At 36.4% G+C, this 20,850-nt stretch carries 21 protein-coding genes and 5 tRNA genes; 6 read left to right on the top strand and 20 right to left on the bottom strand.

What is annotated here, in order from left to right; all coding sequences use genetic code 11:
* Nucleotides 1–56 precede the first annotated feature (56 nt).
* The 16 genes from rpoB to rpsU form a co-directional block, all read right to left on the bottom strand.
* Nucleotides 57–3,869, bottom strand: coding sequence for a DNA-directed RNA polymerase subunit beta (rpoB, locus tag AC1B0Z_RS15265; RefSeq protein ID WP_483793005.1), 3,813 nt, complete (start codon nt 3,867–3,869; stop codon nt 57–59).
* 194 nt (nt 3,870–4,063) lie between these two features.
* A complete protein-coding gene (gene rplL / locus AC1B0Z_RS15260) occupies nt 4,064–4,444 on the bottom strand; it encodes a 50S ribosomal protein L7/L12 (protein ID WP_483793004.1) in 381 nt (126 codons plus the stop codon).
* Between the two features lie 63 nt (nt 4,445–4,507).
* Nucleotides 4,508–5,029: a 50S ribosomal protein L10 gene (gene rplJ / locus AC1B0Z_RS15255; RefSeq protein ID WP_483793003.1), complete on the bottom strand. Its 522-nt coding sequence runs from the start codon at nt 5,027–5,029 to the stop codon at nt 4,508–4,510.
* Between the two features lie 20 nt (nt 5,030–5,049).
* A complete protein-coding gene (gene rplA, locus AC1B0Z_RS15250; protein WP_483793002.1) occupies nt 5,050–5,739 on the bottom strand; it encodes a 50S ribosomal protein L1 in 690 nt (229 codons plus the stop codon).
* A gap of 20 nt (nt 5,740–5,759) precedes the next feature.
* Nucleotides 5,760–6,197, bottom strand: a complete 438-nt coding sequence (gene rplK, locus AC1B0Z_RS15245) for a 50S ribosomal protein L11 (protein WP_092577137.1) — start codon at nt 6,195–6,197, stop codon at nt 5,760–5,762.
* A 69-nt stretch (nt 6,198–6,266) separates the two neighbouring features.
* Complete coding sequence (gene nusG / locus AC1B0Z_RS15240) at nt 6,267–6,821, bottom strand: transcription termination/antitermination protein NusG (RefSeq protein ID WP_092577130.1); 555 nt, start codon at nt 6,819–6,821, stop codon at nt 6,267–6,269.
* Between the two features lie 9 nt (nt 6,822–6,830).
* The gene (gene secE, locus AC1B0Z_RS15235; RefSeq protein ID WP_042246432.1) at nt 6,831–7,025 is read right to left on the bottom strand and encodes a preprotein translocase subunit SecE; all 195 of its coding nucleotides are present in this window, start codon (nt 7,023–7,025) and stop codon (nt 6,831–6,833) included.
* A 66-nt stretch (nt 7,026–7,091) separates the two neighbouring features.
* Nucleotides 7,092–7,164: transfer RNA gene (locus AC1B0Z_RS15230), tRNA-Trp, on the bottom strand.
* Between the two features lie 70 nt (nt 7,165–7,234).
* Nucleotides 7,235–8,422, bottom strand: a complete 1,188-nt coding sequence (gene tuf / locus AC1B0Z_RS15225; protein WP_483793000.1) for an elongation factor Tu — start codon at nt 8,420–8,422, stop codon at nt 7,235–7,237.
* Between the two features lie 59 nt (nt 8,423–8,481).
* Nucleotides 8,482–8,553, bottom strand: a tRNA-Thr gene (locus AC1B0Z_RS15220).
* A 66-nt stretch (nt 8,554–8,619) separates the two neighbouring features.
* A tRNA-Gly gene (locus tag AC1B0Z_RS15215) sits at nt 8,620–8,692 on the bottom strand.
* A gap of 145 nt (nt 8,693–8,837) precedes the next feature.
* Nucleotides 8,838–8,920: transfer RNA gene (locus tag AC1B0Z_RS15210), tRNA-Tyr, on the bottom strand.
* Between the two features lie 200 nt (nt 8,921–9,120).
* Nucleotides 9,121–9,194: transfer RNA gene (locus tag AC1B0Z_RS15205), tRNA-Thr, on the bottom strand.
* Between the two features lie 101 nt (nt 9,195–9,295).
* Nucleotides 9,296–9,598, bottom strand: coding sequence for an HPF/RaiA family ribosome-associated protein (locus AC1B0Z_RS15200; RefSeq protein ID WP_042246438.1), 303 nt, complete (start codon nt 9,596–9,598; stop codon nt 9,296–9,298).
* 127 nt (nt 9,599–9,725) lie between these two features.
* Nucleotides 9,726–10,616 carry a tyrosine-type recombinase/integrase gene (locus AC1B0Z_RS15195; RefSeq protein ID WP_483792999.1) on the bottom strand — a complete coding sequence of 297 codons (891 nt, stop codon included), beginning with the start codon at nt 10,614–10,616 and terminating at the stop codon, nt 9,726–9,728.
* 90 nt (nt 10,617–10,706) lie between these two features.
* On the bottom strand, nt 10,707–10,901 hold the full coding sequence (gene rpsU, locus AC1B0Z_RS15190) for a 30S ribosomal protein S21 (RefSeq protein ID WP_483792997.1): 195 nt from the start codon (nt 10,899–10,901) through the stop codon (nt 10,707–10,709).
* Between the two features lie 201 nt (nt 10,902–11,102).
* Between rpsU and AC1B0Z_RS15185 the strand changes: the two genes are divergently transcribed.
* The 6 genes from AC1B0Z_RS15185 (at nt 11,103) to AC1B0Z_RS15160 (ending at nt 14,995) form a co-directional block, all read left to right on the top strand.
* Complete coding sequence (locus AC1B0Z_RS15185; RefSeq protein WP_483792996.1) at nt 11,103–11,906, top strand: hypothetical protein; 804 nt, start codon at nt 11,103–11,105, stop codon at nt 11,904–11,906.
* A 78-nt stretch (nt 11,907–11,984) separates the two neighbouring features.
* The gene (locus AC1B0Z_RS15180) at nt 11,985–12,356 is read left to right on the top strand and encodes a transposase (protein ID WP_483792995.1); all 372 of its coding nucleotides are present in this window, start codon (nt 11,985–11,987) and stop codon (nt 12,354–12,356) included.
* A complete protein-coding gene (locus tag AC1B0Z_RS15175) occupies nt 12,314–13,207 on the top strand; it encodes an IS3 family transposase (RefSeq protein WP_483795325.1) in 894 nt (297 codons plus the stop codon). The genes AC1B0Z_RS15180 and AC1B0Z_RS15175 overlap by 43 nt, the downstream gene beginning before the upstream one ends.
* 50 nt (nt 13,208–13,257) lie before the next feature.
* On the top strand, nt 13,258–13,752 hold the full coding sequence (locus AC1B0Z_RS15170; RefSeq protein WP_483792994.1) for a hypothetical protein: 495 nt from the start codon (nt 13,258–13,260) through the stop codon (nt 13,750–13,752).
* A 218-nt stretch (nt 13,753–13,970) separates the two neighbouring features.
* Entirely contained in the window at nt 13,971–14,429 is a 459-nt protein-coding gene (locus tag AC1B0Z_RS15165; RefSeq protein WP_483792993.1) for a helix-turn-helix domain-containing protein, read from the top strand.
* Complete coding sequence (locus tag AC1B0Z_RS15160; RefSeq protein WP_483792992.1) at nt 14,426–14,995, top strand: PIN domain-containing protein; 570 nt, start codon at nt 14,426–14,428, stop codon at nt 14,993–14,995. Before AC1B0Z_RS15165 ends, AC1B0Z_RS15160 begins: the two co-directional genes overlap by 4 nt.
* A 97-nt stretch (nt 14,996–15,092) precedes the next feature.
* Here AC1B0Z_RS15160 and AC1B0Z_RS15155 read toward each other — a convergent pair whose 3' ends face one another.
* From AC1B0Z_RS15155 to AC1B0Z_RS15140, 4 genes are all read right to left on the bottom strand, one after another.
* Nucleotides 15,093–16,652, bottom strand: a complete 1,560-nt coding sequence (locus AC1B0Z_RS15155; protein WP_483792991.1) for an IS1182 family transposase — start codon at nt 16,650–16,652, stop codon at nt 15,093–15,095.
* Nucleotides 16,653–17,100: 448 nt separating this feature from the next.
* The gene (locus AC1B0Z_RS15150) at nt 17,101–18,267 is read right to left on the bottom strand and encodes an acyl-CoA dehydrogenase family protein (RefSeq protein ID WP_483792990.1); all 1,167 of its coding nucleotides are present in this window, start codon (nt 18,265–18,267) and stop codon (nt 17,101–17,103) included.
* 70 nt (nt 18,268–18,337) lie between these two features.
* On the bottom strand, nt 18,338–19,219 hold the full coding sequence (locus tag AC1B0Z_RS15145) for a ComEA family DNA-binding protein (protein ID WP_483792988.1): 882 nt from the start codon (nt 19,217–19,219) through the stop codon (nt 18,338–18,340).
* Between the two features lie 6 nt (nt 19,220–19,225).
* Nucleotides 19,226–20,827: an alanine/glycine:cation symporter family protein gene (locus AC1B0Z_RS15140; RefSeq protein WP_483792986.1), complete on the bottom strand. Its 1,602-nt coding sequence runs from the start codon at nt 20,825–20,827 to the stop codon at nt 19,226–19,228.
* Between the last annotated feature and the right edge of the window lie 23 nt (nt 20,828–20,850).

The following is a 20,850-nucleotide window of genomic DNA, read 5'->3' as shown; positions in this document are numbered from 1 at the left end:
AGTCTCAGTATACAGTTTGAGTTACCAACTGTTTACCGCGACTGGAAACTTAAGTTTTACTCCTCTAATCTGATGTCTAGTCCTAAACCTTTCAATTCGTGCATTAATACGTTGAAAGATTCTGGTAAACCTGGATCTGGCATTGGTTCGCCCTTGACAATACTTTCGTATGTTTTAGCTCTACCAATTACATCATCAGATTTTACAGTTAAGATCTCACGTAAGGTACTTGATGCGCCATAAGCCTCAAGTGCCCAAACTTCCATCTCACCAAAACGCTGACCACCAAATTGTGCTTTTCCGCCTAAAGGTTGTTGCGTAATTAATGAGTAAGGCCCGATAGAACGTGCGTGCATTTTATCGTCAACCATATGTCCTAATTTCAACATATAGATAACACCAACTGTTGCTGGTTGATCGAAACGATCACCTGTTCCACCATCGTATAAATAAGTATGTCCGTATCTTGGAATACCTGCCTCATCTGTTAAGGCATTTATCTGATCGATATTAGCACCATCAAAAATAGGCGTTGCATATTTGCGTCCTAATTTTTGACCTGCCCATCCTAATACAGTTTCATAAATCTGTCCGATGTTCATACGAGATGGTACCCCAAGTGGATTCAATACAATATCAACTGGCGTTCCATCTTCCAAGAATGGCATATCCTCTTGACGAACAATACGTGCTACGATACCTTTATTACCGTGACGTCCTGCCATCTTATCACCTACTTTCAGTTTACGTTTCTTAGCGATGTAAACCTTGGCTAGTTTTATGATACCGGCTGGTAATTCATCACCTACGGAAATAGTAAACTTCTCACGACGTAGCGACCCTTGTAGGTCGTTCTCCTTAATTTTGTAGTTGTGAATTAAGTCAGCAACCAATTTATTTGTTTTGTCATCGGTAGTCCATTTCCCAGATACCAAATGCGCATAATCATCAACAGCATTTAACATTTTCAAAGTGAACTTCTTACCTTTTGGTAATACTTCTTCACCTAAATCATTAAAGATACCCTGAGCTGTCTTACCATTTACTATAGCAAACAATTTTTCAACTAAAACATCTTTTAATTCATCAAACTTTCTATCATATTGCGCTTCAAGTGCTAGAATATCATCTTTATCTTGCGCTCTTTTGCGCTTGTCTTTTACCGCTCTGGCGAATAATTTCTTATCGATTACTACACCATTTAATGACGGCGACGCTTTTAATGATGCATCTTTTACATCTCCAGCTTTATCACCGAAGATAGCTCTCAATAATTTCTCTTCCGGAGTTGGGTCAGATTCTCCTTTTGGTGTAATCTTACCAATTAAAATATCACCTGGTTTCACCTCAGCACCGACGCGAATCATACCATGCTCATCTAAGTCTTTTGTAGCCTCTTCTGAAACATTAGGAATATCGTTGGTTAACTCTTCGTTACCAAGTTTTGTATCTCTCACTTCAAGAGAATATTCATCAATATGGATAGATGTGAAGATATCTTCACGAACTACTTTTTCTGAAATTACAATCGCATCCTCAAAGTTATATCCTTTCCAAGGCATGAAGGCTACTTTCATGTTTCTACCCAATGCTAACTCACCTTTCTGTGTTGCATAACCTTCACAAAGTACTTGTCCTTTCTTTACCTTATCACCCTTGGTTACAATAGGCTTAAGGTTGATAGATGTACCTTGGTTAGTTTTTCTAAATTTTACCAAAGGATACGTTTTAATATCAGAATCAAAACTTACTTTGGCTTCATCGTCAGTACGATCGTACTTAATCTTGATCTCATTTGCATCAACATAAAGTACTTCACCATTTCCTTCGGCATTAACCAATACCCTAGAATCTGAAGCTACTTGACGTTCTAAACCTGTACCTACAATTGGTGCATCTACTCTTAATAATGGTACCGCCTGACGCATCATGTTTGATCCCATCAAAGCACGGTTTGCATCATCATGCTCCAAGAACGGAATCAATGACGCCGAGATAGATGAAATCTGATTTGGCGCAACATCGGTATAATGCAATTCGTTTGGATCGATTACTGGGAAATCACCCTCCATACGGGCGATAACTTTATCGTGTAAAATTTTACCGCTCTCATCAACTTCAACCGTTGCTTGAGCGATTAATTTTTCTTCCTCTTCTTCTGCACTTAAGTATGTAGGTGCATTTTTGATATCAACAACACCACTTTCTACTTTTCTATATGGTGTTTCAATGAATCCCATTGAATTTACTTTCGCATATACGGAAAGTGAAGAAATCAAACCAATGTTTGGTCCTTCAGGTGTTTCAATTGGACATAAACGACCGTAGTGCGTATAGTGTACATCACGAACCTCAAAACCTGCTCTTTCTCTTGAAAGACCTCCAGGTCCTAAAGCGGATAAACGACGCTTATGAGTAATCTCTGCTAATGGATTAGTTTGATCCATGAACTGAGATAATTGATTTGTACCAAAGAATGAATTGATCACGGAAGACAATGTCTTTGCATTAATCAAATCGATAGGGGTAAATACCTCATTATCACGCACATTCATACGCTCGCGAATAGTACGTGCCATACGTGCTAAACCAACACCAAACTGAGATGACAACTGCTCTCCTACCGTACGTACACGACGGTTTGATAAGTGATCAATATCATCAATCTCTGCTTTAGAATTGATTAACTCAATTAAATATTTTATAATGGTAATGATATCTTCTTTAGTAAGCACTTGCTTATCCATTCCGATATCCAAACCTAATTTCTTGTTCATTCTGTAACGACCTACTTCTCCAAGAGAGTAACGTTGGTCTGAGAAGAATAGCTTATCTATAATACCACGAGCTGTTTCCTCATCTGGCGGTTCTGCATTCCGTAGTTGTCTATAGATGTGTTCAACAGCTTCTTTTTCAGAATTTGTTGGATCTTTTTGAAGCGTGTTATGGATAATCGCATAATCTCCTTGCTCATTACTTTCTTTGTGTAATAAGATAGTTTTAACGCCTGCTTCAAGAATCTCTTCAATATTTTCCTTGTCAAGTACAGTATCACGATCAAGCACTATTTCGTTACGCTCAATAGATACTACTTCGCCCGTATCTTCATCCACAAAATCCTCGTGCCAAGTGTTCAATACACGCGCCGCTAATTTTCGTCCTAAGTATTTCTTTAAACCTGTTTTTGAAACCTTAGCTTCTTCCGCTAAATCAAAAATTTCCAAAATATCCTTATCACGCTCAAATCCAATAGCACGGAATAACGTTGTTACAGGTAATTTTTTCTTTCTATCAATGTAGGCGTACATTACCTGATTGATATCTGTAGCAAATTCTATCCAAGAACCTTTGAATGGTATTACCCTTGCTGAATATAATTTTGTACCGTTGGCATGGAATGATTGACCAAAGAATACCCCTGGCGAACGGTGTAATTGAGATACTACGACACGCTCAGCACCGTTGATAACAAACGTTCCACTAGGCGTCATGTAAGGAATGGTGCCTAAGTATACGTCTTGAACGATAGTTTCAAAATCTTCATGCTCAGGATCGGTACAGTATAGTTTTAGACGTGCTTTTAAAGGAACACTGTAAGTTAATCCTCTTTCAATACACTCTTCAATAGCATATCGAGGTGGATCAATAAAGTAATCTAAAAATTCTAAAACGAATTGATTACGTGAATCTGTGATTGGGAAGTTTTCCATGAAGGTATTGTATAATCCTTCATCACCCCTTTCTTCAGACTTTGTTTCTAATTGGAAAAAATCCTGGAAGGATTTAATCTGGATATCCAAGAAATCTGGATATTCCGTTCTATTTACAATAGAGGAGAAATTTAATCTTTCAGCTTGTGTTGACAACATCAATGGACGGAATTTTGATTAAAAAATATGATGATAGTGCTTTTAAACACTGATATTTCAGCCTAATTTTTCACCTACTTAAAAGGCTGTTTTCACTATTTATTTACGCCCATGGTTATAGACGCAAAATGGTCTAGGCCAAATTCCGCATTAACGGAATAGACCTAAACCTTTGTATTGTTGAGTAATTAAGCTTACTTAAGCTCAACCTCTGCTCCTGCTTCTTCTAATTGAGATTTTAGAGCTTCGGCCTCATCTTTAGCAACACCTTCTTTAATTGCAGAAGGAGCTTCATCAACTAATCCTTTAGCTTCTTTTAAGCCAAGACCAGTTAATTCCTTAACTAGTTTTACTACAGCTAATTTAGAACCTCCTGGAGCTTTAAGAATTACATCAAATTCTGATTTTTCCTCAGCAGCTTCACCACCACCAGCAGCACCGCCACCAGCAGCAACAGCTACAGCAGCCGCAGCAGGCTCAATACCATACTCTTCTTTTAATATAGTAGCTAACTCATTAACATCTTTTACTGATAAGTTAACTAATTGTTCTGCGAAATCTTTTAAATCTGCCATTTTTCTATCGTTTTAATAATTTTTTAATAATAATATAATTGTAAAAAGTGCGTACTTATTTGATTATCCCTCTTTTTCGGATAATGTTTTGATGATACCTGCCAATGTTCCTCCACCTGATTTAAGTGCAGAAATAACATTTTTAGCTGGCGATTGAAGTAATGTTACAATTTCTCCAATCAACTCATCTTTAGACTTAATTTCAACTAATGCGTCTAACTGTTCGTCACCAATGTAAATAGCTTCCTCAATAAAAGCTCCTTTTAACAAAGGCTTCTCTGATTTTTTTCTAAACGCTTTAATTACCTTAGCTGGCGCATTACCAGTTTCAGAATACATTACCGAAGTGTTTCCTTTTAACACTGTTGCAAGATCTCCAAACTCTTTGTCTGAAGCTTCCATAGCTTTTTCAAGTAATGTGTTCTTTACTACTGCCATACTTACGTTGGCCTTAAAACAAGCACGACGTAAATCTGAGGTGGAACCTGCATTTAATCCAGAAATATCTGTTAAATAGATATTTGCGCTATCGGCTAATTGTGCAGTTAAGTCTTGAATTACTTGCGATTTTTCTTCTCTTGTCATAATAAAAGTGATTTAACTAATTAACCAATTTTAGGATCTATTGCAACACTTGGACTCATAGTAGAAGACATAAAGATACTCTTCACATAAACTCCTTTTGCAGTAGTTGGTTTTAATTTAATTAATGTTTGTAATAATTCATTTGCGTTACCCGCAATTTTATCAGCACTAAAAGACGCTTTACCAATAGCCGCATGAACAATACCAGTTTTATCAACTTTAAAATCAATTTTACCAGCTTTTACTTCACTCACCGCTTTAGCCACATCCATAGTTACCGTACCAGTTTTAGGGTTTGGCATTAAACCACGAGGACCTAACACACGACCTAACGGTCCTAATTTACCCATAACACTTGGCATAGTAATGATAACATCAACGTCTGTCCAACCGCCCTTGATTTTATCAAGGTACTCATCTAAACCTACGTAATCCGCCCCAGCTTCTTTAGCTTCAGCTTCTTTATCTGGTGTTACCAATGCTAATACTTTCATATCTTTACCAGTACCGTGAGGAAGAGACACAACACCTCTTACCATTTGATTTGCCTTACGTGGATCTACTCCTAAACGTACCGCTAAGTCAACGGATGCATCAAATTTAGTATTGGTTATTTCTTTGATTAATGCAGACGCTTCATCAACAGAATAAAGCTTCCCTTTTTCTATTTTCGCTAAAGCCTCTTTTTGCTTTTTTGTTAATCTTGCCATTTTATAATGTCTTTAATAGATTAAGAAGGGAATTTCCCTGTTACAGTGATTCCCATTGATCTTGCGGTACCAGCAACCATTTTCATAGCAGATTCAACAGTAAATGCATTCAAATCCTGCATTTTGTCTTCTGCAATGGTTTTTACTTGATCCCAAGACACTTTAGCTACTTTTTTTCTGTTTGGTTCGCCTGAACCCTTCTTCACCTTGGCCGCTTCTAATAATTGTACTGCAGCTGGCGGTGTCTTGATTACGAAATCGAAAGACTTGTCCTTGTAAACAGAGATAACAACTGGCAATACCTTACCTGCTTTATCTTGGGTTCTAGCATTAAATTGCTTACAGAACTCCATAATGTTTACACCAGCAGCACCTAGAGCGGGTCCAACCGGTGGCGATGGATTCGCAGCACCTCCCCTAACTTGTAGCTTAACTACTTTACCTAACTCTTTTGCCATGTTTTAAAATTTAAATGTGATAAGATTTAGTTTTGGAAGCTCTAAACTTATCGTTTTATGTAACAATTATTAAATTTTCTCTACTTGCATGTAGCTTAATTCTAACGGTGTTTTTCTTCCGAAAATCTTCACCATTACTTCAAGCTTACGTTTTTCTTCATTTATATTTTCAATAGTACCATCAAAACCATTGAAAGGTCCATCGATAACCTTAACAGTTTCACCTTTAGTAAATGGAATAGCAACGTGAACATTATCATCAACTGCTAATTCATCTACCTTACCTAGCATTCTGTTCACTTCAGATTGTCTTAATGGCACAGGATCGCCGCCTTTAGTTTCACCTAAGAAACCAATAACATTGGTTATACCTTTAATAATATGAGGTACTTCACCAGTTAAATTTGCTTGAATCATAATGTATCCCGGAAAGAACACTTTTTCCTTTTGAATTTTCTTTCCGTTACGAATTTGAATCACTTTTTCAGTTGGCACTAATACCTGATCAACATAATCTTGTAATCCTAATCGAGCAATTTCATTTTCGATATAGGTCTTGATTTTGTTTTCCTGACCACTGACAGCCCTAACAACGTACCACTTTTTTTCGCTTACCTCAGACATAAAAATTCTTTATTTAATTAGATCAAAGTAAGCTGTTATCACCTTGCTGAAAACTGTATCTACTCCCCATATTGCTAATGAGAATATTATTGAAAACACAGCAACTAAAACGGTTAAACTTTGTGCTTCTGCCCAAGTGGGCCATGACACGTTATTTTTTAGTTCACCAAACGATTCTTTTACATATGTTACAATTCCAGCCATTTAATTTCTCTTTTTAGGATCTTGATCCTATTTAAACTCTTAAGTATTTCTACCCGATTTTATTAGCACGGGTTGAGAGACTCGAACTCCCGACACCTGGTTTTGGAGACCAGTGCTCTACCAACTGAGCTAAACCCGTAAATATAAGTCAAAAGGCATTACGCCTATGACGTAATACCTTGAGTCCTTTATTTATATTAAACTAGTGTTTAGTCTAAAATCTCAGTTACCTGACCTGCACCAACTGTTCTACCACCTTCACGGATAGCGAAACGTAAACCTACGTTCATTGCAATTGGTTGAATTAACTCAACAGTAATTGTTAAGTTATCTCCAGGCATTACCATTTCAACTCCGTCAGGAAGCGCAATGTTTCCAGTTACGTCAGTTGTACGAACGTAAAACTGTGGACGGTAGTTATTATGGAATGGTGTGTGACGACCACCTTCTTCTTTCTTAAGGATATAAACCTCAGCTTTAAATTTAGCGTGAGGAGTTACAGAGCCTGGCTTAGTGATAACCATACCTCTTGAGATTTGAGTTTTCTCAATACCTCTTAATAAGATACCAGCGTTATCTCCTGCTTCACCTCTATCTAATATTTGACGGAACATTTCGATACCCGTAATAGTAGAAGTTAATTTCTCAGCTCCCATGCCGATAATCTCTACAGGATCTCCAGTATTAGCAACACCAGTTTCAATTCTACCAGTTGCAACAGTACCACGACCTGTAATTGAGAATACATCTTCGATTGGCATTAAAAAAGGCTTATCCATATCACGTACTGGCTCTTCGATCCAGTTATCAACAGCTTCCATCAATTCCATTACAGTATCAACCCACTTTTGCTCACCGTTAAGTGCACCTAAAGCAGAACCTGAAATTACAGGACCATTATCACCATCATACTCATAGAAGTTTAATAAATCTCTTACTTCCATATCTACAAGCTCTAAAAGCTCTTCGTCATCCACCATATCAACTTTGTTTAAGAAAACAACGATACGAGGAATACCTACCTGACGTCCCAATAAGATGTGCTCACGAGTTTGCGGCATAGGACCATCAGTAGCAGCAACCACCAAAATAGCGCCGTCCATCTGTGCAGCACCAGTTACCATGTTCTTTACGTAATCCGCGTGACCTGGACAGTCAACGTGGGCATAGTGACGATTTGCTGTTTGATATTCTACGTGAGAAGTATTAATTGTGATACCTCTTTCTTTTTCTTCTGGTGCGTTATCAATTTGATCAAATGATCTTGCTTCTGAGAAACCTGCATCAGCTAATACTTTAGTAATAGCAGCAGTTAAAGTTGTTTTACCGTGATCTACGTGTCCAATTGTACCAATATTTAAGTGTGGTTTTGAACGATCAAAAGTTGCCTTTGCCATGTTAAATAATTTTAATCTTAGTTATATAATAATATTAGTGTAATCTTTTTCAATTTTAGAGCCAACGACGGGATTTGAACCCGTGGCCTCTTCCTTACCAAGGAAACGCTCTACCCCTGAGCTACGCCGGCGTAAAGTGTTTACATCCCCATTTACTTTAAATGAGATTCCTGCCTTCGCAGGAATTTTTTTTTTTGAGCGGGAGACCAGGTTCGAACTGGCGACATTCAGCTTGGAAGGCTGACGCTCTACCAACTGAGCTACTCCCGCGTTTTGCAAGTTTTAAACTTGCTTGGTTTTATTTAGGATTATCTCGCTATGCTCGATGATCCAGGATTGGTAACCCAATCCAAATAATTTCTAAACAAAGCTTTACAAAATGAACTTTTGACAGCTCCTTTTCAGAAATTATATGTGGGAAGAGCAGGATTCGAACCTGCGAAGGTGAAAACCAACAGATTTACAGTCTGTCCTCGTTGGCCGCTTGAGTATCTTCCCAAAAACGTTTTAAATTCCAATATTTTAAAGAACAAATCCCAAAACTATTTCACTTTGGGTGTCCTGCTTTAACAGGAATTTTTAGAGCCGATAGAGGGACTCCCTTCGACTTCGCTCAGGATAAACTTCTCGTCCCTAAATCTACTTTACTTCACTAGGAATATAGCAGATTTTCCTGATGCACTGTTCAAAATTTCAAGAGCCGATAGAGGGACTCGAACCCACGACCTGCTGATTACAAATCAGCTGCTCTAGCCAGCTGAGCTATATCGGCGTTTCTTACTTTTTTCCACATAAAAAAAGCCCGTTATTTCTAACGGACTGCAAATGTATATATTTATTTAGTTATTCAAAACATTTTTTGAAAAAAATTTGTCATGAATGTGCTCTTAATTTTTCTTTACGCTTTTTTAATTGTCTTTCCAGTGAAGCAACAGCTATATCAGTGCCTTCCTCAAAGGTTTTACATTGTTTTTTTACAATAAAACTGTCTCCTGGAACACTTACTCTGGCTTCAAATATTTTATTTTCTTTATCGCTTGTGTTTTCAACCTTCAAATATACATCAGATTTGATGACCTTATCGTAAAACATATCTAACTTATCCATTCGTTTTTGAATAAAGTCGATTAACTTCCTGTCTGCATTAAAATTAATGGATTGGGTGTTTACTTTCATCTTTTGGTTACGTTTTAAAAATAGGTAAGATAATATTTGACCCGACTAAATATAATTTGAATAATTCCTATTTATCTTAGGCCTTTTCATACTTATACTATTTTGGTTAGACAATGATTTAAAGATGCTATTTGTTACTTCTAGGGTGCGCCTTTAAATGTACTTTTTTTAATTCGGCTATACTATTATGCGTATATACCTGGGTTGCTGCTAAACTTGTATGACCAAGAAGCTCTTTAACAGCATTTAAGTCCGCTCCCTGATTCAATAAATGTGTAGCAAAAGAGTGCCTAAGTATATGAGGGCTCTTTTTCACTTTTGAGGAAGCCTGACTAAAATAATCATTTATAATTCTGTAAACAAGTGTTTCGTATATTTTAGCACCTTTTCTCGTTAAAAATAAATAATCAGAGTCTGTAATGTGATGCAAATTACTCCTTTTTTCAAGATACTTTTTTAGCGTTTCTTTTACTGAATTTAATAACGGCACCATCCGTTCCTTATTTCTTTTCCCCAGAACTTTAACAGTTTTTTGGCTTAGGTCTATAGCTTGTAATTTTAGTTCAACTAATTCAATACGTCGAATACCAGTGGAATAAAACAACTCTATGATAAGTTTATCCCTTAAGCCTTCAAAGGAATCGTCAAAATCAAGTTCGTTTAATACGGTATCGATTTCCTGTTCTGAAAATGGTATCTGAACCTTTTTGCTTGTTTTTAAGGCTTTGTGTCTCGCCAATGGGTTTTGTTGGATATCTCCAACTTTTAATAAAAACCTATAATAGGTACTAAGTGAGGATATTTTTCGATTGATGCTTCTATTGGTTAGTCCAGATTCTACTAACTGCACTATCCAAGTTCTTATTTGTGAATAGTTTACCTTTTTAATGGATTTTGAACTGTACTCTTCTGCAATAAAGTTTTGAAATGATTCTAAATCTGATTGATAGGCTTGCGCGGTAAGTTTAGAGTAGTTTTTCTCTAAGAGTAGGTAATCGATAAATACGTTGAAAGGCATGCCTAAAATTACAAACTTTAATGGTTCATTTTAAAGTTAAACAAAAAAATCCCGCAAGTAGCGGGATTTTGATATTTAGTATACAAAAAACTAGATATTTTCTGCATCTCTTATTTTTTGAATGTATTGTGCTTTTTGAATTTGAGCTCTACGTTCCACTGAAGGTTTTAAAAACTGCTTACGAGACTGTAATGCACGTTTTCTTCCAGTTCTATCAAACTTTCTTTTGTAACGCTTTAACGCTCTATCTATATTTTCGCCTTCTTTTATTGGAATTATTAACATAGACCTTAACCTCCTCTCTTTTAGAATTTTCGGGTGCAAATATAAAAAGTATTTCAAATATTACAACTGATGGTTTGGGTTTTTTGAATGATCTTATCGAAGTAGGTAAACTTTATTTTGTAAAAAATTTCGGCTACCTTCGTTTATCGAACGATATAGTTCATTAAAACGCGACCATATCTAATCATTAGGCAACATATTATGAAAAACATTCTGCTGACATTGATAATTCTAATTTTCACAGCAAAATCATATGCTCAAGAATGCGGTTATGTGGAATATCACTCTTTTTTTGAACTCGCCAAGAAAAACTATTCCGAAAAAAATTATAATAAAGCTGAACAGAATATAAAACTTGCTTTTGAAAAAATTGATTTTCCTTTAGGCGAAGGACTTCATTTGGCTTTACAGATTGCCCAAAAACAAAATGACCCAGAATGGGCTGAACAGATTTCAATTGAATTGGCGAAAGGCGGAGTTCCTTTACGATATTTCAGATACCTCAAAAAATATGATTGGTACGAAAGATTTAAAACTGATTACGTAACATATTCAAATTACTATAAAGAGAATTTTAAACCTGAATTAAGAGAAAAACTGATTTCCCTAATCAAAAGAGATAAAGAATTCAACAGCAGATACCACGATTGGAGAACCCGAAAAATTGAACTAACATTAGGTGAATTAATTGAGGGCGCTTCACAAATTACATCTGATTTTAAAGACTTAACAGACCAATACGGATTTCCAAACGAGCAAATTACTGGTTATAATTATGTTCGTCGAACTGACAGAATTGAATATTTCCATACGGATGCTTTGATTATCCACATATACCAACGTGGAGTTTTGATTTTTGAAGATGAAATTGGAAAAATAGTTTGTGACGGCGGATTACACCCGAATTACGAAGAGACTTTAAAAGAAATTAGAGGATTTGGAGATAGCTCAGGTGTTGAACAAGAGATGAAATTAAGATATGTAAAAATTAAAGGTAATGAATAAAATACGTTGCCTAACAATGGTAACCGTTGCACAACGCCCTGACCCGTCCTGAATAAAGGCTACATAATTTCAAACATTATGTACAAAAATGACAAAGTGATCAGACGGTATTCAGAACCTTTTAAACTGAAAATTTTAGACGAACTTACAACCGGAAAACTAAACAAGTATCAACTAGGTAAAGCTTACGGTATTGCACCAACCACCATTAACGAATGGATAAAGAAGTATAATCGTAAAGACCTAATGAACACCAGAGTAACCGTGAAGACCAAAGACGAAATAACTCGCATCAAGCAGCTTCAAAAAGAGATTGAACAGCTTAAAAAACTTCTTTTGAAAAAGGATATGGACGCTCTTATAGATGACTCTTATCTCGAAGTAGCTGCAGAACAACTTGGATATAAATCAGTTCTAGAACTAAAAAAAAAGCTAAGTATCAAGCCTTAATCAAAGCTAGAGAAAAGTCAAAGGGATTTGTCTCTCTAACTACTATAGCTGCTTGTTTTGGACTTAAACGTGATGCATACTACAAATACAAACGTAGAGAAGACAGGCGTTTAGAGATAGAGAAAAAGGTTGTGGCTATAGTAAAGAACAGACGCAGATCCCTTCCTAGAGAAGGTGTCAGGAAACTTACCAAATCACTAGATGAAGAGTTTACAAATGCCAATTTGAAAATAGGCAGGGACACCTTGTTCAACATTCTTAGAAAACACAACATGCTTACACTTAGAAAGAAATACAGCTCAAGAACAACGAACTCTTTGCACAGGTTCTACAAGTATAAGAACATCATTAAAGATGTCGAAATAACTAGACCAAACCAAATCTGGGTAAGTGATATCACTTACATCAGAACCATAAAGGGATTTTGTTATCTAGCGCTAATTACAGATATGCACAGCCGTAAAATAGTAGGTTATGATATCAGCAATAGCCTAGAGCTTAAAGGTTGTGTGAGAGCTTTGAACAAGGCCTTGTATCAAGCTAAAAATATTAAACAACTTGTTCATCATTCCGATAGAGGAATACAATATTGCAGCAATGTTTACACACAAATTTTAAAGAGAAACAACATCGGTATTAGTATGACAGAAGAAAATCACTGCTACGAAAATGCAATGGCAGAACGTGTAAATGGCATCTTAAAAGACGAGTTTTATCTCGACCAGACCTTTGATAGCCTACAACACGCAAAGAGAGCCACAAAAAATGCTATAAATCTGTACAATGAAATAAGATTACATTTATCTTTAGACTATAAAACACCAAATATGGTATACAAATTAACAGCGTAAATCAATTATTAACCTGTAGCCATATTTCAGGACAAGACAGTTGACCAAAAATGAGACTAACCGAAATAATTCTGATTTTAGTGATATCCAATTTGACTTTTGGACAGGAAAAATATGTCGGAATTTATAATGACCAATTTTCGGAAAGAATTGAATTGAAATCGGATTCAACTTTTGTTCATAATTACAGATTTGACCTTGCATCAAGCTGGACGACTGGAAAATGGAAAGTTGAAAAAGATACAATCTATCTGAGAACCGAATTTGTGATGGACACTCTGAATATTCGTAATTCGGAAAATAAAATAATTCGTGATTCTTTAGTTATTTCGTCTGACCGAGAATCAAATCGAATAGAAAAAATAGAACATTTAAGTTACTTCCTTTCAAGTGGAGGACAGAATAGACTTAAACCACCGAATAAAGTATATTGGAAAAGAAATAAACTTTATCGGATTACTGATAACGGGAAAGTTGAAAAAACAAAAAAGGTAGAAGGAAATAAGAAAAAATATAAAACCTATTTCCGAAAAGAAACTGAATGAATAAAAACCTGTGCACAACAATGTATAACCGCAATTACGGCGGATTCGACTACGTCCGAATCCACTCGGAATTGCTAAAGTCTGTGCTAAACCGAAAATAATCCCTAATTTAACCCGTAACTGACGGTTATACGAAACCGTTAGCAGTTATTTAAAAACATTTCGTTTATTTTGTTTGTTTCGTTTATTTCGTTTATATTTGATTAAAACTAATAATTATGGAAACTTTAATCAGAAGAACTACAAAAGAAGACCAAAAGATTGCAATAAGCTCTTTACAAGGTTTTCAGGTTGTATCACAAAGAATAAAATCTTCAAGAAAGAAAGGGGTTAAAATAAAAATACAAGAAACAGGTGAGTTTATTACTATCCCTAAAAAGGCATTAACATTACTTTCTGCAATAATTCAAAATATGGCTGAAGGAAAAACTATTTCAATTGTACCTTCTAATTCAGAAGTAAGTACACAGCAAGCTGCGGATATGTTGAATGTATCAAGACCTCATTTAGTAAAACTTCTTGAATCTAAAAAAATCCCTTTTAAAAAAGTAGGAAGTCATAGAAGAATCCTATTAAAGGATATTATGGAATATAAAGAACAACTAACTAAACAAAGAGAGGCTCAACTTGATTTCCTATCTAATCAAGCACAAGACTTAAACCTTGGTTACGAATGATACATTCACCTAGATTTACTGTTGTATTAGATGCCTGTGTATTATACCCAGCGCCAATCAGAGATATTTTATTATCTCTTGCAGCAGAGGGTTTGTTTACAGCGAAATGGTCTGATATTATTCAGGATGAATGGCTACGGAATCTTTTGAAAAACCGTACTGATTTGAAAAAAGTTCAATTGAATCAAACGATTAAAGCTATGAATCTCGCTTTTCCTGATGCCAATGTTGAAAATTTTGAAGAATTAATACCGATTATTAAACTTAAAGATAAAGATGATAGACACGTTGTCGCTTGTGCAATAAGATGTAATGCTGATTTAATAGTAACATTTAATACAAAAGATTTTCCAAAGAAGGAACTATCAAAATATGATATAGAAATTCAAGATCCTGATGAACTGATTTCAAATTTAATTGATATCAACCCCAAACTAGCTTGTAAAGCTTTTAATAAAATGGTAAAAAGACTTAAAAATCCTAAAAAGACAATGGATGAAGTTTTAACCACTTTAAAAAATTGCGGATTAAATAAGAGTATTGAAAAATTAAAAAACAACTGCTAACAATGGTAACCGTTGCACAACCCCCTAACAAAACTCCGAATAATTTATAAGCCACTGATTTAAAGCCTGTTTTGATTTTGCGCGTTCTGATTTTTATCTAAAATACGGGTTGCTTAAAACCAATAATATAGCGTCTTATTTGGCGATTTATACTACTTCCTAAAACACCTACAACTCCTGCCATACTTTTGGGGCTGGTTTTAATATATTTTAAATATTTCTTTAAATTATATGCTACTGCTGATAGGTGCATGCATTTGTTGGCCTGTTCTAATCCTAAAGTATTTACTTTTCGCATGCCTAAAAACTGAGTGAGCGTTCCAAAAACAGGCTCTACCGTGCTTTGCCGCTTGCCCTTCATATAACGCCCTTTTTTACTGTTCACCCGGGCTATGTTACGCTCGTATTCCGGTCGGTAATAGGTAATGGTGAACTTCTTCTCTTGTGCCGATTTTCCTAAGCACGCACTGCGCAGGGGGCAGTCTATGCAAACCTTCTTTGACGCTCGGTATTCCTTCTTTTTTGTGCTATTCTTCTTCTCATAAAATACCTTGGTAAATGGAATTATTTTTCCTTGTGGACAGATATAACAGTCTTCTTGTTCGTTATAAACAAAATCATCAGGACCACCTTTATATGTGCCATGTGGCGGAATGTAACTCTCAATATTTTGGCGTTCCAAAAACGCATAGTTCTCGCCGCTACTATAGCCCGTATCGGCTACACAGGTATCCATCTTCAAGCCAGATTGCCATAAACGCCTTTGAACCCTAATGACAATGTCCGATAATTGCTGACTGTCCTTACCGTCTGCATGGTACGCCTTAATATCGCTTATAACATGGTGTGCCGTATCTACAGTAAGTTGGCTTTGGTAATTTAGCTTTCTTGCTTTGCCTGGTTTTACACTGATTCTCGCATCGGGGTCGGTAGGGCTGTAATGCGTTTTGTTACTCGTGTAACGACTCCCTTTATTGCCCGATCCTGGACGATGGTTCTGTTCGGTGGACCATTTTTTGTTTCTACTGCGTAGCGCCTGTAGCTCTGATGAACTGGCTGATAGTGTTTGTTGTGATTGGGCTGCCTTGTTGGTCTTGGAGCGCCTGATGACAGCTTCTTTATCTCTATGACTAATGTGGCGCACCTGCAGTAAGTGGGAGGCCAAATCTGCTTCTGGAACTTTAAGTTCTAAACTATCCATGGAAGCATTGGCCTTTACAGGGGCAGAATCTATAACCTGCGTATGACCGCTGACCATACCGCCTGAAACACAAAGCTTAAAAACATGTGCAAAGAGATGCTCAAAAACCGATGCTGGATAAAGTTGGCGGGTTCTACTTATAGTCGAGTGCCAAGGTAGTTCTTCATCGATATCATAGCCTAAAAAGTATAGGATATCTAATCGCATACTACAATGAGAAACTAGCTTGTGGTCGCTGATAATGTTCTCCAGATAGCCCACCAAACATAGCTTAAAAAATACAACGGGGTCCAAACTCTTTTGTCCGCATCTACCATAATAAATCTCAGTCGCTTTGCGGAGAAAATCTAAATCTAAAATACCCGATAATCTGCGGTAAAAATTGTCTTTGGGAATCCGACTGCTCAACTGGAAAGTGTTGAACAGTTTTTCTTGATAAATCTTGTTGCCTTGCATATGTTAATATACGAAATTTCTGTATATTTAACAAGGCGTTGTGCAACAGGCACAACGTATATAACCCATAGCTGGGAAAGTGCCTAAAACAAGGGTTTAGGTGCATTTGCGATGACCGCCAAATTTTTAAATTTGGCTCTTTGCGAAAAGAAAATTAAAAAGAAAATTTAAAAATTCGGCTCACAGCTTAACCGAAAAGTCCGTACCTTTTTGCACGCTACGGGCCATATACTGGACCGATAAACAAACCCTTACAAAAGAGCCTAAAGTCTCACAATAAGAGAATTGTTGGCAAACAAAGCCCACGTTAGGGATTGAACGGCATGCGGAGCTCCCGACGCAGGAGGAGCGACTAGTGAAAGCCCGACCCGATAGGGTAACGCCCAACTTCTCGATACAATTTTGACAAAAAAGTCAAAATCGCTCTAAACGACAACAAATATATGATTTAAGTTGCTGGCTTGTACTCTTTTTTATCGATGATGATTTTGGCCAAAATTTCGCGTAATATCTCGGAAGTTCCACCGCCTATTGGCCCTAGCCTACTGTCTCTAAACAAACGCGCCATGGGGTATTCTTCCATATAGCCGTAACCGCCCAAAAACTGTAAACATTGGTAAATGACCTCATCGGCCATTTTCGTAGATTGTAACTTAGAGATGGTGGCTTCCTTTACCACATATTCTCCTTTATCCAGCGCATTAGCCACGACGTAGTTGTAGTGTTTACACACATCTAGTTCGGCATGCAAATCCGAAAACTTATGCCTTAGCGCCTGGAACCTATCTATGGTTTTACCAAATGCCGTACGCTCGCTCATGTATTGCTGCGCGTAGTCTAACGCAAATTCTGCACGGGCGTGTGCATTGATGCCCATGATTAAACGCTCTAATGAAAAATGTTGCATAATATAGGCAAAGCCTTTATTTTCTTCTCCCAATAAATTACTCGCAGGAATAGTAACGTTATCAAAAGCTATTTCGCCGGTATCTGAGGCACGCCACCCTAATTTATCCAATTTAGTGGCCGAAATACCCGGAGCGTCTCTATCTATTACAAAAATACTGATACCCTTGTTACCTATTTCTGGGGTTGTTTTTGCTGCGATTACCAAATAATCGCTACTTACGCCATTGGTAATAAATGTTTTAGAACCGTTTATCACATAAGTATCACCTTGTTTTACGGCCGTGGTGCGCATTCCTGCTACATCGCTACCTCCAAAAGGTTCAGTAATACATAAACATCCTATTTTTTCGCCTGTCATACTTGGCGTCAAATATTTTTCCTTGATAGCTTCATCGCCTTCGGCATTTAAGTGGGTCATGGCTAAATACACATGCGCCCAAACTGCTGCAGCAAATCCGCCTGAATTTATTTTTTGAAGTTCCTCCAATAAAATTACGGTGTAAAATAAATCTAAATCCAATCCGCCGTAAGCTTCTGGATAGTTGATTCCAAAAAAGCCCATTTCGCCAAACTTTAACCAAACTGATTTATCTATTTCTCCGGATTTCTCCCAATCTTCAATGTGAGGTAACACCTCTTTTTTAAGAAATTCTTGTAAACTTTTTCTAAAGAGATTATGCTCTTCAGTAAAATACATACTCGTCATACGTGCAATTTTTTGATAAACATTAAAACTTTGCTTGGCTTGATAGGATAGGAAATTTTAATGCACTCATTTATTGAATGTGCAAAGATAATTTAATTATCTCTAATTTGCTCACTGGAAAATCCTTAACTTTTCTTAATTCGTCTAATGAAGTAAAGCCTTCGTGAAGCTTTCGGTATTCAATAATATTATATGCTTCCTCATAACCAATATATTGAATGGTTACCAACTCTTCAACTGTTGCAGTATTTAGATTAAAGGTTTTGATGTTTCTGGGAGTCTTTACCGTGAAATATTTTGTGATGCTCGCAATAACTTCTGGAGATAAGCCATAAACTTCTTGTAATTGTACATCTGAAACAAACCCGCCATTAAACTTTTCCCGGTAATCAATAATACGTTGAGACAATGTTTTTCCAATACCATTTACGCTTTGTAGTTGGGTTGCCGTGGCTTTGTTTAAATCTATTTTTTCTGAAAATGATTTAGGCTTGCTACCATAATAATTATTTGAATAGTTTTTTTTTGGCTTTGGGTTTGTAACCCATTCTGGAAATTTAAAATACGGACTTATTGCCGCTAATAAAGAATCTGAAACTCCCGTAACTTCCTGAAATTGTTTTGCCGAATTAATCCATTTACCCTGCTTTCGAAAAACGAGTAATTTGTCAATTTCTGTTATACTCATCCCTAAGGTTGACCCCTTATAATCTGTTATATAATTTGGGTTAAAAGGATAAATTTGAGGTTTACTTCCTTCTATTTTTGCTTGTCTTAAAGAGTCTATTTCGGCCTCATATTCTTTTAATTCGGTTTCATTTACTGACATATCTTCAGAAGAAAAATCAACGAAAAAGTAAACACATTGTAAAACAACAATGAGAATCAGTAATAAAAAAATCCCATTTCGTTGTTCTTTAGTGAATACAAAATGGGATTTAAAATTACTCATGGTAATCTATTTTTTCATCTGTTTTATAGCTTGCATATATTTAGCTAGTTCCTTCTTAACTTTTGGCGCTAGTAATATAAGTCCTACCATATTGGGTACCATCATTGCAAATACCATAGCATCAGAAAACCCAATTACAGAACCTAAACTGGCCGCTGCACCAATAACTACAAAAATGCAGAAAATAACTTTATAAGTATACTCGGTTTTCTTTGACCTTCCAAAAAGGTAAGACCAACCTTGAAAACCATAGTAAGACCAAGAAATCATGGAGCTGAATGCAAAAAGCACAACAGCTACAGTTAGTACGTATGGAAACCATGAAATTGAAGACTCAAAGGCACTAGATGTTAGCAATATAGCTTGTGCATCATTTGCTGGTGGATTTAAAGGATCTACAAAACCTGTAATAATTAGAACTACTGCCGTCATTGTGCATACCACAACCGTATCAATGAATGGTTCTAAAAGCGCTACCATTCCCTCACTGGCTGCATACTTTGTTTTTACAGCAGAGTGCGCAATAGATGCAGAACCAATACCAGCCTCATTAGAGAATGCTGCTCGTCTAAACCCTTGTATTAGCACGCCCACTGCGCCACCTGCAATACCTTCAGGACTAAATGCTCCGTTCCAAATTGCAGCAAATGCAGATCCAATCATATCAAATCTTGAAAAAATAACATACAGCGCAGCAGCTACATATATTGCTACCATAAACGGTACTATCTTATCCGTTACTTTCGCTATTTTTTTGATTCCACCAATAATCACGATACCTACTAATATTGCCATAACAATACCAAAAGCCCATCCATAACCATGTAAAAATGATTGCTCTCCACCTGTGATATTTTCAACTAATTGAAATGCTTGATTTACTTGAAACATATTACCACCACCAAAAGAACCACCGATAACGAAAATTGCAAATAATACTGCTAGAATTTTCCCTAGCCCGCCCATACCTTTGGACTTAAGACCTTTGGTTAAATAATACATGGGGCCACCGTACACGGTTCCATCTTCTCCAATATCTCTATACTTTACACCCAGAGTACATTCTACAAATTTGGATGCCATACCAAGAAAACCTGCAATAATCATCCAAAATGTAGCTCCTGCACCACCAATTGAAACTGCAATTGCTACACCTGCTATATTACCTAAACCTACTGTAGCAGAAAGAGCTGCCGTTAAGGCTTGGAAATGTGATACTTCTCCTTCATGCCCTTCAACTCTTATGGTATCGGGATTGTCTTCTTCGTCTGTAAAGGGCAGTTTAGACATTTCTACCTTATGATTTTCCCTTCCTTCAAGGTCATCATACTTACCACGTACTATATTAATAGAGGTGAGAAACCCTCTAAAATTTATAAAATTGAAATAAAATGTGAAATAAAGCGCTCCAATAATTAATGGAAATAAAACCCAGTATACACTAATGGTTTCCGTAAATGGTATTTGGTAAAATACAGCGTCCACAAACCACCCTGTTGCATTACCAAATTTTTCATCAATAACTTGATCTATGCTTTTTTCAGCTTCTTGAGCAAACGTTAAAAATGGAGAAATTATAGTAAATAATGATAGAAGATATTTCTTCATAATTGATTTTTATTAGTTAGTGT

Source organism: Hyunsoonleella sp. J2K-J805 (assembly GCF_057167125.1).
This window is presented reverse-complemented; position numbering and strand designations above follow the sequence as displayed.

Coding starts and splice junctions, on each gene's coding strand:
- rpoB (WP_483793005.1), bottom strand. CDS start 3,869: ATGTTGTCAACACAAGCTGAAAGATTAAATTTCTCCTCTATTGTAAAT.
- rplL (WP_483793004.1), bottom strand. CDS start 4,444: ATGGCAGATTTAAAAGATTTCGCAGAACAATTAGTTAACTTATCAGTA.
- rplJ (WP_483793003.1), bottom strand. CDS start 5,029: ATGACAAGAGAAGAAAAATCGCAAGTAATTCAAGACTTAACTGCACAA.
- rplA (WP_483793002.1), bottom strand. CDS start 5,739: ATGGCAAGATTAACAAAAAAGCAAAAAGAGGCTTTAGCGAAAATAGAA.
- rplK (WP_092577137.1), bottom strand. CDS start 6,197: ATGGCAAAAGAGTTAGGTAAAGTAGTTAAGCTACAAGTTAGGGGAGGT.
- nusG (WP_092577130.1), bottom strand. CDS start 6,821: ATGTCTGAGGTAAGCGAAAAAAAGTGGTACGTTGTTAGGGCTGTCAGT.
- secE (WP_042246432.1), bottom strand. CDS start 7,025: ATGGCTGGAATTGTAACATATGTAAAAGAATCGTTTGGTGAACTAAAA.
- tuf (WP_483793000.1), bottom strand. CDS start 8,422: ATGGCAAAGGCAACTTTTGATCGTTCAAAACCACACTTAAATATTGGT.
- AC1B0Z_RS15200 (WP_042246438.1), bottom strand. CDS start 9,598: ATGAAAGTAAACACCCAATCCATTAATTTTAATGCAGACAGGAAGTTA.
- AC1B0Z_RS15195 (WP_483792999.1), bottom strand. CDS start 10,616: ATGCCTTTCAACGTATTTATCGATTACCTACTCTTAGAGAAAAACTAC.
- rpsU (WP_483792997.1), bottom strand. CDS start 10,901: ATGTTAATAATTCCAATAAAAGAAGGCGAAAATATAGATAGAGCGTTA.
- AC1B0Z_RS15185 (WP_483792996.1), top strand. CDS start 11,103: ATGAAAAACATTCTGCTGACATTGATAATTCTAATTTTCACAGCAAAA.
- AC1B0Z_RS15180 (WP_483792995.1), top strand. CDS start 11,985: ATGTACAAAAATGACAAAGTGATCAGACGGTATTCAGAACCTTTTAAA.
- AC1B0Z_RS15170 (WP_483792994.1), top strand. CDS start 13,258: ATGAGACTAACCGAAATAATTCTGATTTTAGTGATATCCAATTTGACT.
- AC1B0Z_RS15165 (WP_483792993.1), top strand. CDS start 13,971: ATGGAAACTTTAATCAGAAGAACTACAAAAGAAGACCAAAAGATTGCA.
- AC1B0Z_RS15160 (WP_483792992.1), top strand. CDS start 14,426: ATGATACATTCACCTAGATTTACTGTTGTATTAGATGCCTGTGTATTA.
- AC1B0Z_RS15155 (WP_483792991.1), bottom strand. CDS start 16,652: ATGCAAGGCAACAAGATTTATCAAGAAAAACTGTTCAACACTTTCCAG.
- AC1B0Z_RS15150 (WP_483792990.1), bottom strand. CDS start 18,267: ATGACGAGTATGTATTTTACTGAAGAGCATAATCTCTTTAGAAAAAGT.
- AC1B0Z_RS15145 (WP_483792988.1), bottom strand. CDS start 19,219: ATGAGTAATTTTAAATCCCATTTTGTATTCACTAAAGAACAACGAAAT.
- AC1B0Z_RS15140 (WP_483792986.1), bottom strand. CDS start 20,827: ATGAAGAAATATCTTCTATCATTATTTACTATAATTTCTCCATTTTTA.